We start from the raw sequence: 15,908 nt of genomic DNA, 5'->3' as shown, positions 1-15,908 counted from the left end.
CTCCTTCTATTATAAAGCTGGATAAATTTTAGCTGTTTCTTCATTATTCAATACTCTGACTGCACCTTCAGCAAGTGCCTGCAATTCATTTTCACCCGGGTGGACTGCTACATCCGCTATCCAGCTGATTCTGTCGGAAATCGCTTTTACAAAGCCTTTTCCGTATGCAAGGCCGCCGGTAAGGATAATGGCGTCTACTTTCCCTTGCAGCACTGCACTCGCTGAGCCGATTTCCTTTGCAACCTGGTAAGCCATCGCATCATAGACCATTTCCGCCTGCCGATCGCCTTTTTGGATGCGTTTTTCAACAGTCACGGCATCATTGGTGCCCAGATAACTGACAAGCCCACCCTGGCCGACGAGGCGCTTCATAATTTCATGGCGGTAGTATTGGCCGGAAAAGCATAGCTCGACCAAATCACCGGCTGGAACCGTACCGGCCCGCTCAGGGCTGAAAGGCCCATCTCCGTGCAAGCCATTATTGACTTCCACCACACGGCCTTCTTTGTGTACGCCGACTGTAATGCCTCCGCCCATGTGAGTGACAATGAGACGGAGATCTTCATATCGGCGGCCTTTCTCTTTTGCATATCTTCTGGCTACCGCCTTCTGATTCAAAGCGTGGAAAATCGATTTTCGTTCAATCAGGGAAAAGCCTGATATCCTGGCAATCGGGTCCAGCTCATCCACCACGACGGGATCCACGATAAACGCTGGGATGTTCAGTCCAGCGGCAATTTCATTTGCGATGATGCCGCCCAGGTTTGAAGCGTGCTGACCGGAAACCCCTTTTCGAAGATCCGCCAGCATCGCTTCATTTACTGCATACGTGCCGCCTTCAATTGGCCGCAGCAATCCTCCTCTCCCACAGACAGCGGAGAGTTTCGAAACGTTCATTCCTTCTTTATCCAAGGCTTCCAAAATGGTCTGTTTGCGAAAAGCATATTGGTCGATGATCGTTGGAAATTCATTGATCGCTTCTGTTGAATGGCGGATCGTTTTTTCCATGATCAGAATATCGTTGTCAAAAACGCCTATTTTTGTTGATGTGGAACCGGGGTTTATGACCAGTATGCGATAGGACTGTTCCTGCAAAGCGATCCCTCCATTTCAGATTAGCGTCTGCTAATGATATTGTGTTCATTGCGCAGGAATTGGCTGCGTGATTTACGGACGCGTTCGATACGCTCTTCAGCCATGCGGTCTGCTGCCTGATAGCTAGGAATGCCATCTCGTTTTGAAATTGCGAAGATGCGGGAAATGCTATCGTAGATTGTTTCCACACGCTTCATCGCACGTTCGTTATTGTATCCGTAAAGTTCATCAGCGACGTTGATTACACCTCCGGAATTGATTACGAAGTCAGGAGCATAAACGATGCCGCGAGCTTCAAGTTCATCACCGTGGCGTTCTTCTTTTAACTGGTTGTTTGCTGATCCAGCAACAACTTTCACTTTTAATTGCGGGATAGTATCGTCATTGATGATTGCACCCATCGCACATGGAGCGAAAATATCAGCTTCCTGTGAATAGATATCATTCGGTTCAACAGCTGTCGCACCGAAATTATCAACTGCGCGCTGAACTGCATCTTTATTGATGTCAGTAACGATAAGGTTTGCGCCTTCTTTGTGCAGATATTCACACAATGTGTAAGCCACGTTCCCTACGCCCTGGACAGTAACAGTTTTGCCTTCAAGTGAATCATCGCCGAATGCTTCAAGAGCAGCAGCCTTCATACCGATATAGCAGCCGTAAGCTGTTACAGGTGATGGATTGCCAGAAGAACCGAATGCAGGGGAAATACCTGTTACGAAATCTGTTTCTTCGTGGATCAAGTCCATATCAGCAACAGTCGTTCCTACATCTTCCGCTGTAATATAACGGCCGTTCAATCCTTGGATGAAACGTCCGAATGCACGGAACATTTCTTCGTTTTTGTCTTTCAACGGGTCTCCGATGATAACAGTTTTACCGCCGCCAAGATTAAGGCCGGCTGCAGCATTCTTATATGTCATTCCGCGTCCAAGGCGGATTGCATCTTCAATCGCTTCTTCTTCTGTTTCATAATTCCACATGCGCGTGCCCCCAAGAGCAGGCCCCAAAGTAGTATCGTGAATGCAGATGATCGCTTTCAAACCGGAATTTTTGTCCTGGCAAAATACCAATTGCTCGTAATCGTGTTCTTCCATTTTTTTAAATATTTCCATATTAAATTCCTCCTAATGATTTATTCAATGGCAGATGATTTAATTGCCAATGCTAGTGAAAACAATTTACTTTCTGCACTATCTGCCCGTGAAGTCAGGACAATGGGAGCTTTAGCGCCCGCAATGACTCCTCCGACTTTCGCTTTTGCGAAATAGACTAATGATTTATACAGGATATTGCCTGCTTCTATGTTCGGAACCACCAGGATATCCGCTTTTCCAGCTGTGGCTCCCATTATGCCTTTATGTTCAGCGGCAATGGTTGATATTGCATTATCCAAAGCCAATGGCCCATCAACTATACAATCCGTGATTTGCCCTCTCCGGTTCATAGCAGTCAAAGCTGCAGAATCCAGAGTTGCCTGCATTGCAGGATTTACAACTTCAACTGCGGCAAGAGGTGCAACAACAGGGATTTCTATGCCTGTGGAGCGTGCAATTTGGACAGCATTGCGGATAATCTGTGCTTTTTGCATAAGATCAGGCGTGATATTCATGCCGGCATCCGTAACAAAGATGAGCCTGTTAAAACCGGCAATTTCAAATGCCGCAACATGGGACAGGATATTCCCTGTCCGCAAACCATAATCTTCATTCAATACGGCCTTTAGAAGCACTGCCGTTGGAATATGGCCTTTCATCAAAACATTCGAATCCTTGACGAAAACGGATTTCACTGCGGCATTTGCAGCTTGTACCGCTCCTTTTACGTTGACCAGCCTGACCTTCGGATGATTCAGCAAATGAGGAAAATGTTCACTGATCATCCCCTTGAGCTTGGCTTCTTCATCGAAAAGACTGAAACTGGCTATATTGCGCGTAATTGCCATATTAACCGCTTCCAAAACTTCCATATCAGCAGCAGCGGCAACCGCCACATCATTTTGTTTTACTTCTAAAGAAATCTGTTCAACTATTTCATTTAATGTGGTCATTGATTATCACCTCATTCTATTTAATTAAAGCAGAAAAAAGCCCGTAATATAAGGGATGTAAGCGTTTTATCAAGTGAAAACAGCCGAACTCTTTGCAAATTCTTGCAAAAACGTGCAATTAGTTGCAATTCAGGTCAACCCGAACTTTTCCAGCTTGTAATATAAAGTTCTCAAAGATATATCCAGTGATTTGGCAGTCTTCGATTTGTTTCCATTGTTTTCTTCGATGGCCCGTTGCAGGATTCCCCTTTCAACAGTATCCAGCTGCTCTTGGAGAGGGCTGCCACTTTCGATGGCAACTTCGTTTTTGGCTTCTGCCGCTTTGATCATATTCAATGGTATATTTTTTTCTGTCAGTACTTTTTCATTGATATTCATAAAGATCATAGCTCGGCTGATGACATTCTCCAGTTCCCTGACGTTCCCGGGCCAATCGTATAAACGCAAAAGCTGCAATGCTTTATCGGTGACACTTTCAACGTTTCTGCCATACTCCTGATTCAATTTCATCAGCAGCCGGTCCACTATACGTGGAATATCCTGTTTTCTGCTCCGAAGAGGGGGAATAAGGATCGGCATTCGGTTGAGGCGGTAATAGAGGTCTTCCCTGAAAGTTCCGTCAAGCAATGCTTTCTCCATATTCGCGTTTGTTGAAGCGATGACCCGGACATTAACAGGAACGGGTTTGCTCCCTCCTATCCGGAGAGTTTCGTGTTCCTGCAGCACCCTCAATAACTTACTTTGTATGGCTGGCGATAATTCACCGATTTCATCTATAAAGATACTGCCGTTATTCGCCTCTTCAAACAACCCTTTCTTTTCACCGCTTTTGACTCCAGGCATTGCACCTTCCTCATAGCCAAAAAGCTCACTCTCCAGCAATTCTTCAGATAAAGCCGCACAGTTTACACGGACAAATTTATTGTATTTCCGGTCACTCGCACTATGTATGGCGTGAGCGAACAACTCTTTGCCTGTACCGGATTCCCCGCGGAGCAATACAGTGACAGGCGTTTGTGCAGCCAGCTTGGCCTGTTGCAATGACAGTTGCATTTCAGGAGATAAGCCGATGATATCGTCAAAAGTGTATTTTGATTCCAGTGTCCGGATAATGCTTCTTGCACGGTCAAGCTCTTTCATAAGAGACCTTATTTCTGTCGTGTCATGAATGACACCCACACTGCCTTTCAGGATATTATCCACAATGATGGGTGCTACATTGACGATTACTTCCCGATTTGCAGGACCTACTTTAAGATTTACACCGCGCACCGGCTTTCTCGTCTGCAAAGCCCTTAAATGCATGCTTTCCCCTTCGGAAATATCGGCAGAGGCAGGCTGCCCGACGACATCCTCCATCTGCAAACCGGTGATTCTTGTATAAGCAGGGTTAACAAGCAGGCCATAGCCGTTCTCATCCACAACTGAAATGGCGTCATCACTGGACTGGATAATTGCCTGAAGCATGGTCTGTATTTCTTTCAGATCCGTTATTTCTTCCGCCAGTGAAACCACTTCCGTAATATCCTGAAAAACAGCAAACGCCCCTATGATTTCACCATTCTCATCAATCATCGGGAAGCGGGATGTCACAATTTTCAACCCGTTTTTCAATTGCAATTCCCGGTTCAATTCGATTCTTCCTGTTTCATAGATGCGCGGGAGTTCACTCGTGGAGATCAATTCATGGATGTGTTTGCCGATGACATCCCCTGAATCCTTTTCAAGCATCCGGGAAGCGGAGCGGTTCATGAAAATGATATGGCTGGTTTGGTCAATGCCTATCATTCCTTCTTCGATCGAATTAAAGATGATGTTTTGCTTATGGCTTTCGCCGCTTAGTTTTTTGATGAAATGTTCTTTCTCATTAATCAGCTTTACGATGAAGTTAGCAATACTTCCGGGAATGATGACCGTACTGCCGGGAAAATAATCTTCCAGTTGCCGCTGCACTTCGTTGCTTCCAGAAACATTGATGACGATGTCAAAATCGTTTGTACCAAAATCCTTATAGCTGTTTTTTATGGTGATGCCCAGTTCTTTCGCAAGATCCAGTGCCGGAGCTGCAGGATTGATATCCGCAATGCCAACCATATCCAGATTCTCTGAATCACGAAGCAATTCAAGAACGGCCGAGCCGCCTGCGCCGCCGCCAATAATTAATACTTTTTGCAAGATAATTCAAACTCCTTTACTGACCATGCAATAGATTGCAATCCTTATTTAAGGGTACCTCAGGTATGAATTCTTGACAACTTTAATGGAAATCGGAACAATAGACAAAGAAGGAGTGGAAACATGGGACGTCTAATTGCATTCATCATTCTTTTAATTCCCGGAATTATGGCCGCTTACGGCATTAAACTGATGAGGGATTCCGTATTCAATAAATTGCTGGAACCATATCCTGTACTTTGGCTTCAATTCTCGCTTGGTCTTCTTTTTACTATTTTGGGCATCGGCTTTTTCGCCGGCTTCCTGTTAAACCGGGACCGGAAAAAAGGGACAGTATCAAAGAGATTTCAAAAGTAGTCTGGGTAAAGAAAAGCGAAACCGCCCATTAAAAAATGCGTCTGCCTTATTCCGGCAGACGCATTTTTTCTTTTATTTTCGCTGGGTAATCAGTTATGACCCCTGAAAGATACTGCGAAGGCTGTTTTACAGCTTGTTCTGTTCCCACAATTCCATAAACCCTTATCGTCTTCTCCATGTCCTTCAGTTTGGCTATAAGATTTTCTGAATAAAGGCGTTTATGAAGATGGATACCGTCAATCCATGGCAGCTGTTTCAATAGCATTAAAGAAAAATTCCTTTTGACTACCAGAGCTGTTTCGATATCCGGTTTTAATCTTTTCATTTCCTTCAGAAGCCCGCTGTTGAAAGAAGACAAATGGATATCCTTCAGTCCTTCAAGCATGGCAGCCAAAATTTCCGGGCCTTCCGGGTGTACAGCGAACGATTCTTTAATCTCTATATTCAATGGAACCTTTTTTTCTTTTGCCCAATGAAAAACTTCATATGCCAGAGGAATGCGATCATCCGAAAACTTCCGCCGACCCCGTTTGCCAATTTTTAAATCTTTCACTTTTTCATAATCAATATCGGCTATATTCAGGTTTTTGCCACCCAGCCTTTTCAAGTTATCATCGTGGAATACCAGCACGACTCCGTCTTTCGTAATCTGCACGTCCAGTTCAATACCTACATCAAGCTCACAAGCTCTTCGAAAAGCAGTCCATGTATTTTCGAGTGCTGAAGAAGAAGCACCGCGATGGCTGTATATTTCAATAGTCTGCACCTATATCACGCTTTCTGCTTAAGGATTTTCAAATGACAAATAGTTAATGCCGTCCGTAGCCATTTTATCATGCCTGCCAAGGATGTACAGTTATCCGTATAGAAAAAGGGCTCCAGAAATAATATTTTCTGATGCCCTCTTAGAAGTGGAAAACTTGTTGCCGCTACTCTGCATTGGCACTTTCATTTTCCATATTACGGCTGACCGTGTCATACAGCATAGCAATAAACTCTGAATTTGCCGGCCGATTTTTCAAATATTCTTCACTGTATCCGAAGGTTTGTGCTATAGCTTTAATATCTCCGCGATTCCAGACAAGCTCAATCGCGTGACGGATAGAACGTTCAACACGTGTGGAAGTCGTATCAAACCTTTCAGCTATTCCAGGATAAAGCGACTTGGTCACTTTATGGATTATATTCGGGTCTTCCAAAACCAGGTTGACAGCTTCCTTTAAGTAGATATAACCGTTAATATGTGGCGGAATCCCGATTTCCTTGATGACAGCAGTAATTGGGTCATCTTTAACTTCCGGCTCCCTGGCCTGCTCTTCCATAATATGTTCAATCTGCAAAGCCAGCCGGTCGAGCTCAAACGGTTTCATGATGAAATAAGAAGCACCATTTTGAGCAGCCTGGCTCATTAAAGTGTCCTGGCCGAATGCGGATAACATGATGACCCGCACATCCTTCAGTTCCTCTTCTCCTTTGATGACGTCCAAAACACCGATGCCATCAAGGAAAGGCATGATATTATCCAAAAGGAGAATGTCCACTTTTTGCTTCTTCAGCATTTCGATGCATTCTTTTCCGTTATGGGCTACTGCTACGACTTCCATATTTTCTTGCAAGTTCAGGTATTCTACCATCATATCCGCTAATTGGCGATTATCATCGGCAATCGCGATAGTTATCTTTTCCATTATTTCTCGTCCTCCTGTAACTGCCCGGTGGAGTTTTATCTCATCGCAAGCTTCCGGTCTTTAGCAAGCTTAAGCAGTTCATCTGCGTGCTGCAAAGTCAATTCTGTAATTTCTGCTCCAGAGAGCATCCTGCTCATCTCTTCCGTCCGCTCACGGCCGTCCAATTCATGGACCGCTGTTATAGTGCGTTTCTTCTCGATTCGTTTTTCAATGAATAGATGCTGGTCGGCCATTGCAGCAACCTGCGGCAAGTGAGAAATGCACAATACCTGGGAATGCACGGATATAGCCGCAATTTTTTCTGCTATCGCCTGTGCTACGCGGCCGCTGACCCCCGTGTCGACTTCATCGAAAATGATGGAAGTGATTCCTTGGTGCTTCGAAAAAATCGTTTTTAGAGCAAGCATCATTCGGGATAATTCACCGCCTGAAGCGACTTTCGTCAAAGGCTTTAAGGGTTCGCCCAAATTTGTTGAAATATGGAACGCAATTGAATCCCCGCCGTTTCGGTCAAATTTGCCCGGTGCAAACGGTTCGAAAACCACTTCAAATGCAGCCTTGCCCATATGCAATTCGCGAAGCTGCTCCATAATGTCCTTACTTAACCGAGTAGCTGCTTTCTTTCTAAGTAAAGTCAGCTCTTCTGCCTCGACTTTTAAATCCTCATTCAATTCTTTCAGTTTTTGCTGGTCAAGTTGAAGACGCTGGTCACGGTTTAATAATTTATCCAATTCGTCGGTCTGGGTCTCCTGATACAACAGGATATCTTCCACGGAGGCGCCGTATTTCCTCTTCAGTCCTTGAATAGCGGCGAGACGCTGCTCGATTTCGTTAAGCCGTGCAGGATCGAACTCCATTTGGTCGAGCATCCGTTTGATCTCTGTCGCTGTATCCTGCAATTGATAAAAAGCCCCACTGACCATTTCCGAATGGCTTTGGTATGTTTCGTCTACAGAGGCGGCATGTTCGAGTTCTGACATTGCAGATCCTACCCAATCCAGACCTTTGGTTTCACCTTGAATCGCCTCATGTGCTGCAGCCACTGATTCATAGATTTTATTGAAGTTCTGCAGTTTTTTTCGTTCCATTGCCAGTTCTTCTTCTTCCCCGGCAACAAGTTCAGCTGCTTCGATTTCCCTTAACTGAAAGGTCAATAAATCAATACGCTGTGCAATCTGCTGCTCATTTTCATTATACGAAGAAAATTCGCGTTTAAGCTTCATGTACTTTTCATAAGTATTTGAGTAACTGGCTTTCGCTTTTAAAAGGCTTTTTCCTGCGTATTGGTCCAAAAGATGCAGATGCCGTTTTTCATCCATCAATTCCTGTGTTTCATGCTGGCCGTGAATATCGATCAAGGCACCGCCGACTTCCCTTAAAATGGAAATCGTCACCATTTTACCGTTTATCCTGCATACGTTTTTCCCTTTATCATTCAGCTCGCGGCGCAACAATACATCACCTTCAGCAGAATCGATTCCCAGCTCATCCATTTTGCGAAAAACGGGATGTTTAGGATTCTCAATGGAAAAAAGCCCTTCAATCTCGGCTTTATTCGCTCCATGCCGGATAAATTCCTGGCTGCCCCTGCCGCCTGCCAAAAGGTTGACAGCATCGATGATTATTGACTTTCCTGCACCCGTTTCGCCGGTTAATACGGTAAGTCCATCGGTAAAACTGACTGTTAAATTATCTATAATAGCAAAATTTCGTATATCCAATTCACGAAGCATACCATTTCACCTCTTTATCAAAGCATTTCAATCAATCGCTGTTTTAATATGTCACGATGTTCGATATCCCTGCAGATAATCAGACAGGTATCGTCTCCGCATATGGTTCCCAAAATTTCCGGCCAGTCAAGATGGTCGATCAAGGAACCGATTGCATGGGCATTGCCGGGCAAAGTTTTCATGATCAGAAAATGGCTGGCGCCGTCGATGCTGACAAAAGCATCGGTAAGTGCCCGATGCAACTTTTGCATGGGATTAAAGCGCTGGTCTGCTGGCAAACTGTATTTATAGCGTCCATCCTGCAAAGGCACCTTCACAAGATGCAGCTCTTTAATGTCTCTGGATACCGTAGCTTGAGTAACTTCATACCCTCCGGCTTTCAATATATCCACCAATTCATCCTGTGTTTCAATCTCTCGGTTCGAAATGAGATCGCGGATCTTTATATGGCGTTGTCCTTTATTCATAATGCGCCCCCTGAATGAATAATTATTCTAATTCTTTTATATCGTAACCTTAAATGTTTGTAAAAACAAGAAAACACATGCCCGAAGGAATGTGTTTGCCTGCTAGAGATTTTCATGAGCCAGTTTCACAGTCTGGTCTGCCAAGGGTTCCGAAATACCATCGATTTCTTCGCCTTCGAAAGCAGATTGCAAATGGAAGAGAAATTCAATATTGCCTTCCCCTCCAGTAATAGGGGAAAAAGACATATTCCGGATATGGAAACCAGCTTCAGATGCAAACCGGCCTACTTTGATAAGAACATCCTTATGGATTTTCGGATCTCGTATAATGCCTTTTTTGCCGACATTTTCTCTGCCTGCTTCGAATTGAGGTTTTACAAGGGCTATTACGTCCCCGCCAGGCACCAGGATTGTTTTCAATACTGGAAGGATAATCTTCAATGAAATAAAAGATACATCGATACTGGCGAATTCAGGCAGTCCTTCTGTAAAATCTTCCGGTTTGGAATGGCGGAAATTCGTCCGCTCCATAACCGTTACACGTTCGTCCTGCCTGATTTTCCACGCCAGTTGGTTATAGCCAACGTCGAGGGCGTAACAATGGGCAGCGCCGTTCTGCAAAGCGCAGTCCGTGAAGCCACCGGTGGAAGAACCGATATCCAGCATCAGTTTCCCTTCTACAGACAAGTCGAATTCAGCCAGGGCTTTTTCAAGTTTCAAGCCGCCCCGGCTGACATATTTCAAATCATTGCCTTTCATTTGGAGAGGAGCATCCGAAGAGATTTTTTCTCCCGGTTTATTCATCCGCTCAGAACCGGAATAGATGATTCCAGCCATGATGGCCCGTTTTGCTTTTTCACGTGTTTCACATATTCCCCTGTCAACAAGGAGAACATCCACACGCTCTTTTTTTATCTTATTCATAGAGCTTTGTAACCTGCCTGTGATTTTTCAGGAATCTGGCTTTTTACAGTGCTTATGATTTGATCGCTGTTCAAGTGAATTTCATCCATCAATTCAGCTACATCTCCATGTTCTATGAATTGGTCAGGTATTCCCATACGATCGATAACGGCATCGTGATAACCATTTTCATGGGCAAATTCCAGAACAGCACTGCCGAAACCGCCTTGCAGAATCGCTTCTTCAACTGTCAGCACGGGAATATTGCGTTTGAAAATACCATGGAGCATTTCTTCGTCCAACGGTTTAATGAATCTTGCATTGACCACCTCTGAATTGATGCCGTTTTCTGCAAGTTTTTCAGCGGCATCCATCGCCATCGGAATTGTCGTGCCGAAAGTAAGAATGGCGGCATCGCTGCCTTCTCTTAAAACTTCCCAGCTGCCGATTTTCAAGGCTTTAAGCTCATCATCCATTTCTACACCAAGACCATTGCCCCGCGGATAACGCAATGCAATGGGACCTCCGTTATAGTCGATGGCTGTTTTGACCATATGCTGACCTTCGTTTTCATCTTTCGGCATCATGACCACCATATTTGGCAGGTTGCGGAGGAATGCGACATCAAATACACCCTGATGCGTCTCGCCGTCTGCCCCTACCAAACCGGAGCGGTCAATGCCGATAAAGACATTCAGATTCTGGCGGCAAATATCATGGACAACCTGGTCATAAGCGCGTTGAAGGAATGTCGAATAGATGGCAAGGAAAGGTTTCATGTCCTGTGTAGCGAGTCCGGCAGACATGGTTGTGGCATGCTGTTCAGCGATTCCCACATCATAGAAACGATTCGGGAATTCGGAAGCAAAGCCTTCAAGCTTGGAACCTACAGGCATTGCCGGTGTAATTGCCACGATGCGCTCGTCTGTGCGAGCCAGCTTGCGGACAGTTTCCGCAATCAAACCGCTCCAAGAAGGTGCTTTCGATGATGATTTTACAAGATCACCGGTATCGATTTTATAAGGGCCAGTTCCGTGCCATGTGCCGATTTTATCCTGTTCTGCAGGCAAAAAGCCTTTTCCTTTTTTCGTAACGACGTGCAGCAGGACAGGTCCGCCCACTTTTTTGGCATATTGAAGATTGTCTTCCAATTCTTCCAGATCGTGACCATCAATAGGACCAAGATAAGTGAATCCGAGCTCTTCGAAAAACATACCGGATACCAATAGATATTTCAGGCTGTCTTTAACCCGCTCTGCTGTAGAGGCAAGCTTGCCGCCAACTGCCGGTACTTTCTTAAGAAGGTACTCAAGATCATCTTTGACTTTATTGTATTTTCCGGCAGTCCGCATTCTTCCAAGCATCGAATGCAAAGCACCAACGTTTGGTGCGATTGACATTTCGTTGTCATTCAGAATAACTACCATATCGGTATTGGCGTGGCCGATGTGATTCAATGCTTCCAGGGCCATTCCGCCTGTCAGCGCACCGTCTCCGATAATTGGTATAACATGGTTTTTGGCTTTCTTAATATCACGGGCAGCTGCCATCCCCATTGCTGCAGATAACGATGTTGAACTATGGCCGGTTTCCCATACATCGTGGTCGCTCTCATTGCGCTTCGGAAAACCGCAGAGGCCTTTGAACTGACGCAATGTATCAAACTGCGAAGCTCTCCCGGTAAGAATCTTATGAACGTAGGACTGGTGCCCTACATCCCATATCAATTTATCGGACGGGCTGTCGAAAACACGGTGAAGTGCAATCGTCAATTCGACAACACCGAGATTGGGGCCGATATGGCCTCCGGTTTTTGATAAGTTCTCTATTAAAAATCGTCTGATATCTTCACTTAATTCGACGAGCTGCTCGTTGTTCAGCTCTTTTAAGAAAGATGGACTAGTAATCGTATGAAGATCCATTCCATCACACACCTTTTTAAAAATTTTTCCGTCTTTATTTCTCTCTACATTATATCAATTGTCAGCGAATGTACAAACGGGAGGAACTATTGTCAGTTTTTTCTTTTGACAATCATGGCGGTCAATTCTTTCAATAACGCCATTTCCCCGTCCAGCCCTTCAATTGCAGCCAATGCTTCAGACGCATGATAATCCAGTTTTTCTTTGGCTCTCGGCAAAGTCAAAATGCCGGGATACGTACTTTTTTCACTATTTTCATCTTTTCCTGCCGTCTTGCCGAGTTCTTCCGAGGTACCAGTCACATCCAGGATATCGTCCTGTATTTGGAATGCAAGGCCCAGATGTTCTCCAAAACGCGTCAACGACATAATGGTTTCAGGTTTTGCCTGCGCAAGAATCGCTCCTGCCAGAATACTGAAAGTCAGCAATGCGCCGGTTTTCAACCGGTGCACCTGTTCAAGTTCCTTCAATTCCAGCTTTTTCTCTTCGCCTTCAATATCGAGTATTTGTCCGCCTACCATTCCTTCGGCACCGGCGGATACACTCATCAGGTCGATCAATTGCACTTTGTCGTCGCTTGAAACATTTTCAAGGCGCGCAATCAAGCCGAAACTGTATGTCACTAATGCATCACCGGCAAGGATGGCTACTGCTTCACCAAAGACCTTATGGTTGGTTGGCATGCCTCTTCTTAAATCATCATCATCCATACTTGGCAAGTCATCATGAATCAGCGAGTAGGTATGGATCATTTCAACAGCTGCGGCAACTTTCAACGCATCCGGATGATTATGGCCAAGCTCGTGCATTACTGCCAGCAAAAGAATCGGACGGATGCGCTTGCCTCCTGCCTGCAGCGAATAGTTCATGGATTCCTTGAGTGAATCCGGAATTGACAGGGAAGAAATCTGATCCAGCAATTCCTGCTGGATCAACGGTTCATAATAGCTGCGAAAGTCATTCAGCTTCATTTCGGGGTACCGTCCTTTCCAATATCAACAGGCGTTTCTTTCCCATCTTTCATCATCGTTACTAATTGCTCTTCTGCATTCTGCAATTTATCGTGGCACACTTTGGATAATTCCATGCCTTTTTGATACAAAGTCAATGCTTCTTCAAGAGGCACATCCCCTTGTTCCAATTGGCGGACGATCTCTTCCAATTGCTGCATCGCATCGTTGAACATGATTTTCTTTTCAGCCATTATTATGCTCCCCTTTTGTTGTTGGAATGGTTTTTACGACGGTCGCTTCAACAGTACCGTCCTGCATTGTCACTTTTAGCTCGTCTCCAGCTTTTACTTGATGGATGCTTTTAACCACTTCTCCGTCTTTATACGGTATAGTATAGCCCCGTTCCATCAGCTTTAATGGGCTCAGTGCATCAAGTGTCCGGATGGCGGATGTCAATTTCATTTTATTGTTGTTCATTGACTGCAGCGTGGATTGCTCCAATCTTTTCTGCAATTGGCTTATATCCGACTGGGATTGTCTGATCCGCTGGGCCGGGATGCGATTGGCCAATTGGCGGTCAAGGTTTGTAAACCGTTCCCTCGACCGGTTAAGGTGCTGGAACACTTCCCGCTGAAGCGAATCCGTCGCACGTTCTACCCTTTCAATGAACGGTCGGTATAAGCGGTCGGGATATGCGAAAGGCATTGAGGTCGTCAGTTTTCTTAGCGCCGTCTTCTCTCTGTCAAGGATGTTCGAAATGATACGGTACATGCCGCTTTGCTGGGTAATAACCCTGTCGAGCAATTCTGACCGGCTCGGAACAGCTAGTTCAGCTGCAGCAGTCGGTGTTGCTGCACGCAGGTCGGCGACAAAATCAGCAATGGTCGTATCAGTTTCGTGGCCGACGGCGGAAATGACCGGAATGCGGGAATCGAAAATCGCCCGGGCAACCGCTTCTTCATTAAAAGCCCAAAGGTCTTCAATCGATCCGCCTCCACGCCCAACGATCATGACATCAAAAGCTGAGTCATTGGCAGCCTGTATCGACTGGACAATCGATCTTGTGGCCTGCTCCCCTTGCACCAGCGTCGGAAAAATCGTGACTTTTGCCATCGGGTAGCGCCGATTCAGGGTGATGATGATATCTCTGACCGCTGCTCCAGTAGGCGCAGTAACAACTGCTATCTTTTCCGGATATTTCGGTAATTGCTTTTTATGGGATGGATTAAAAAAACCTTCTGCTAAGAGTTTTTTCTTCAACTGTTCAAAAGCCAGGTAATAATCCCCTATGCCGTCCGGTTGCATTGACTGTGCATAGAGCTGATACTGTCCGGAAGCTTCATAGACGGAGACATCCCCGCGTATCAATACGGTCATGCCACTTTCGGGTTTGAATTTTACAGAGCGTGCATTCGTTGCGAACATCACCGCCGGAAGCCGGGAAGAACTGTCTTTCAATGTAAAGTAAATGTGGCCGCTTGTATGGATCTTCACATTTGAAAGTTCCCCTTTTACATAAACATCGCGCAAATGGGGATCAGCATCAAACTTCTTTTTTATGTATTTCGTTAACGCTTTTACACTTAAGTATGGGTCGGACGTCAAGTTTTCAGCCCCTATCTTCCATATTAAAAAGCTGTCTTTCTTTCGAAAAACAGCTTTGTTTCTTATTATTTTACATGCTCAGGCTCATTTTGTCTCCGTTAATCCTCTTTCAGCCGAAAGAAGCGTGTTCTCCATGAGCATAGCGATAGTCATCGGACCGACGCCGCCGGGCACTGGGGTAATATGGGAAGCCGTGTCCAGTACATCTTCAAAATCCACATCACCGCATAATTTCCCATTTTCGTCACGGTTCATGCCGACATCAATCACCACAGCACCCGGCTTAATGTACTCTTTTCCGAGAAACTTGGCCCTGCCCACCGCCGAAATGAGTATGTCCGCCTTGCGGGTATACTCGGCCAGATCTACGGTTCTGGAATGGCAGTAAGTGACAGTCGCATCCCTTTGCAGCAGAAGCTGCCCTGCCGGCTTTCCGACGATATTGCTTCTGCCGATGACGACCGCGTGCTTGCCTGCCGGATCGATATGATATTCTTCAAGAAGTTTCATAATCCCATGTGGTGTGCACGGCAGAAATGCCTCACGGCCAATCATCATGTTCCCTACAGAAACGGGGTGGAACCCATCAACATCTTTATCAGGATCAATTGCCAGTATCACTTTAAATTCATCAATATGCCCTGGAAGCGGCAATTGTACAAGGATGCCGTGGATTTCCGGGTCATTGTTCAAATTGCTGATCACTTCCAGCAGTTCGCCTTCTCCGAAGGATTCCGGGAACTCCAATAAATCAGAGCGCATGCCAAGGGCTTCACATGTTTTCTTTTTATTTTTGACATATGTATGGGAAGCCGGGTTGTCGCCGATCAGGACGACCGCCAATCCCGGAACAATTCCTTGTTGCGCTAATTGTTCAACGCGAACTGCTATTTGGCTTTTGATTTTCTGGCTGGTAGCTTTTCCATCGATTAAAGTGGCTGACAAGTAAATCCCTCCAAA

15 protein-coding genes are annotated in these 15,908 nt (G+C 45.3%); 1 reads left to right on the top strand and 14 read right to left on the bottom strand.

Annotated features, from left to right (window positions below; genetic code table 11):
• Positions 1–9 precede the first annotated feature (9 nt).
• From buk to DP120_RS11775, 4 genes are all read right to left on the bottom strand, one after another.
• A complete protein-coding gene (gene buk, locus DP120_RS11790) occupies positions 10–1,095 on the bottom strand; it encodes a butyrate kinase (protein WP_112223875.1) in 1,086 nt (361 codons plus the stop codon).
• 20 nt (positions 1,096–1,115) lie between these two features.
• Entirely contained in the window at positions 1,116–2,210 is a 1,095-nt protein-coding gene (locus DP120_RS11785; RefSeq protein WP_112223874.1) for a Leu/Phe/Val dehydrogenase, read from the bottom strand.
• Between the two features lie 20 nt (positions 2,211–2,230).
• Positions 2,231–3,145: a phosphate butyryltransferase gene (gene yqiS / locus DP120_RS11780; protein ID WP_112223873.1), complete on the bottom strand. Its 915-nt coding sequence runs from the start codon at positions 3,143–3,145 to the stop codon at positions 2,231–2,233.
• 129 nt (positions 3,146–3,274) lie between these two features.
• On the bottom strand, positions 3,275–5,320 hold the full coding sequence (locus DP120_RS11775; RefSeq protein WP_112223872.1) for a sigma-54 interaction domain-containing protein: 2,046 nt from the start codon (positions 5,318–5,320) through the stop codon (positions 3,275–3,277).
• Positions 5,321–5,443: 123 nt separating this feature from the next.
• Here DP120_RS11775 and DP120_RS11770 point away from each other — a divergent pair, with 123 nt between their 5' ends.
• Complete coding sequence (locus DP120_RS11770; protein ID WP_112223871.1) at positions 5,444–5,677, top strand: DUF2627 domain-containing protein; 234 nt, start codon at positions 5,444–5,446, stop codon at positions 5,675–5,677.
• A 46-nt stretch (positions 5,678–5,723) separates the two neighbouring features.
• On the opposite strand, the gene DP120_RS11765 is transcribed toward DP120_RS11770, so the two are convergent.
• From DP120_RS11765 to folD, 10 genes are all read right to left on the bottom strand, one after another.
• The gene (locus tag DP120_RS11765; RefSeq protein ID WP_112223870.1) at positions 5,724–6,443 is read right to left on the bottom strand and encodes a glycerophosphodiester phosphodiesterase; all 720 of its coding nucleotides are present in this window, start codon (positions 6,441–6,443) and stop codon (positions 5,724–5,726) included.
• Positions 6,444–6,606: 163 nt separating this feature from the next.
• On the bottom strand, positions 6,607–7,365 hold the full coding sequence (gene spo0A, locus DP120_RS11760; RefSeq protein ID WP_112223869.1) for a sporulation transcription factor Spo0A: 759 nt from the start codon (positions 7,363–7,365) through the stop codon (positions 6,607–6,609).
• 35 nt (positions 7,366–7,400) lie between these two features.
• Positions 7,401–9,098, bottom strand: a complete 1,698-nt coding sequence (recN, locus tag DP120_RS11755) for a DNA repair protein RecN (RefSeq protein WP_112223868.1) — start codon at positions 9,096–9,098, stop codon at positions 7,401–7,403.
• A gap of 17 nt (positions 9,099–9,115) precedes the next feature.
• Complete coding sequence (ahrC, locus tag DP120_RS11750; RefSeq protein ID WP_112223867.1) at positions 9,116–9,565, bottom strand: transcriptional regulator AhrC/ArgR; 450 nt, start codon at positions 9,563–9,565, stop codon at positions 9,116–9,118.
• A 102-nt stretch (positions 9,566–9,667) separates the two neighbouring features.
• On the bottom strand, positions 9,668–10,489 hold the full coding sequence (locus DP120_RS11745; RefSeq protein WP_112223866.1) for a TlyA family RNA methyltransferase: 822 nt from the start codon (positions 10,487–10,489) through the stop codon (positions 9,668–9,670).
• Positions 10,486–12,390 (bottom strand): 1-deoxy-D-xylulose-5-phosphate synthase, encoded by a 1,905-nt coding sequence (gene dxs / locus DP120_RS11740; RefSeq protein ID WP_112223865.1) that lies wholly within the window; start codon positions 12,388–12,390, stop codon positions 10,486–10,488. Before dxs ends, DP120_RS11745 begins: the two co-directional genes overlap by 4 nt.
• A gap of 92 nt (positions 12,391–12,482) precedes the next feature.
• Positions 12,483–13,361 carry a polyprenyl synthetase family protein gene (locus DP120_RS11735; protein ID WP_112223864.1) on the bottom strand — a complete coding sequence of 293 codons (879 nt, stop codon included), beginning with the start codon at positions 13,359–13,361 and terminating at the stop codon, positions 12,483–12,485.
• Positions 13,358–13,594 (bottom strand): exodeoxyribonuclease VII small subunit, encoded by a 237-nt coding sequence (locus DP120_RS11730; protein ID WP_112223863.1) that lies wholly within the window; start codon positions 13,592–13,594, stop codon positions 13,358–13,360. Before DP120_RS11730 ends, DP120_RS11735 begins: the two co-directional genes overlap by 4 nt.
• Positions 13,587–14,948 (bottom strand): exodeoxyribonuclease VII large subunit, encoded by a 1,362-nt coding sequence (gene xseA, locus DP120_RS11725; protein WP_112223862.1) that lies wholly within the window; start codon positions 14,946–14,948, stop codon positions 13,587–13,589. The genes DP120_RS11730 and xseA overlap by 8 nt, the downstream gene beginning before the upstream one ends.
• A gap of 84 nt (positions 14,949–15,032) precedes the next feature.
• Positions 15,033–15,893, bottom strand: coding sequence for a bifunctional methylenetetrahydrofolate dehydrogenase/methenyltetrahydrofolate cyclohydrolase FolD (folD, locus tag DP120_RS11720; RefSeq protein ID WP_112223861.1), 861 nt, complete (start codon positions 15,891–15,893; stop codon positions 15,033–15,035).
• Between the last annotated feature and the right edge of the window lie 15 nt (positions 15,894–15,908).

This window comes from Planococcus halotolerans (assembly GCF_003289955.1).
In the GTDB taxonomy this organism is placed as follows: domain Bacteria; phylum Bacillota; class Bacilli; order Bacillales_A; family Planococcaceae; genus Planococcus; species Planococcus halotolerans.
Note: the sequence above shows the minus strand (reverse complement) of the source record. Positions and strands in the feature narration are given on the sequence as shown.

Bases quoted from the DNA above. Each gene is read 5' to 3' on its own strand.
- DP120_RS11735 (WP_112223864.1), bottom strand. From the start codon at position 13,361: ATGAAGCTGAATGACTTTCGCAGCTATTATGAACCGTTGATCCAGCAG.
- recN (WP_112223868.1), bottom strand. From the start codon at position 9,098: ATGCTTCGTGAATTGGATATACGAAATTTTGCTATTATAGATAATTTA.
- ahrC (WP_112223867.1), bottom strand. From the start codon at position 9,565: ATGAATAAAGGACAACGCCATATAAAGATCCGCGATCTCATTTCGAAC.
- DP120_RS11730 (WP_112223863.1), bottom strand. From the start codon at position 13,594: ATGGCTGAAAAGAAAATCATGTTCAACGATGCGATGCAGCAATTGGAA.
- yqiS (WP_112223873.1), bottom strand. From the start codon at position 3,145: ATGACCACATTAAATGAAATAGTTGAACAGATTTCTTTAGAAGTAAAA.
- DP120_RS11745 (WP_112223866.1), bottom strand. From the start codon at position 10,489: ATGAATAAGATAAAAAAAGAGCGTGTGGATGTTCTCCTTGTTGACAGG.
- DP120_RS11770 (WP_112223871.1), top strand. From the start codon at position 5,444: ATGGGACGTCTAATTGCATTCATCATTCTTTTAATTCCCGGAATTATG.
- spo0A (WP_112223869.1), bottom strand. From the start codon at position 7,365: ATGGAAAAGATAACTATCGCGATTGCCGATGATAATCGCCAATTAGCG.
- DP120_RS11785 (WP_112223874.1), bottom strand. From the start codon at position 2,210: ATGGAAATATTTAAAAAAATGGAAGAACACGATTACGAGCAATTGGTA.
- dxs (WP_112223865.1), bottom strand. From the start codon at position 12,390: ATGGATCTTCATACGATTACTAGTCCATCTTTCTTAAAAGAGCTGAAC.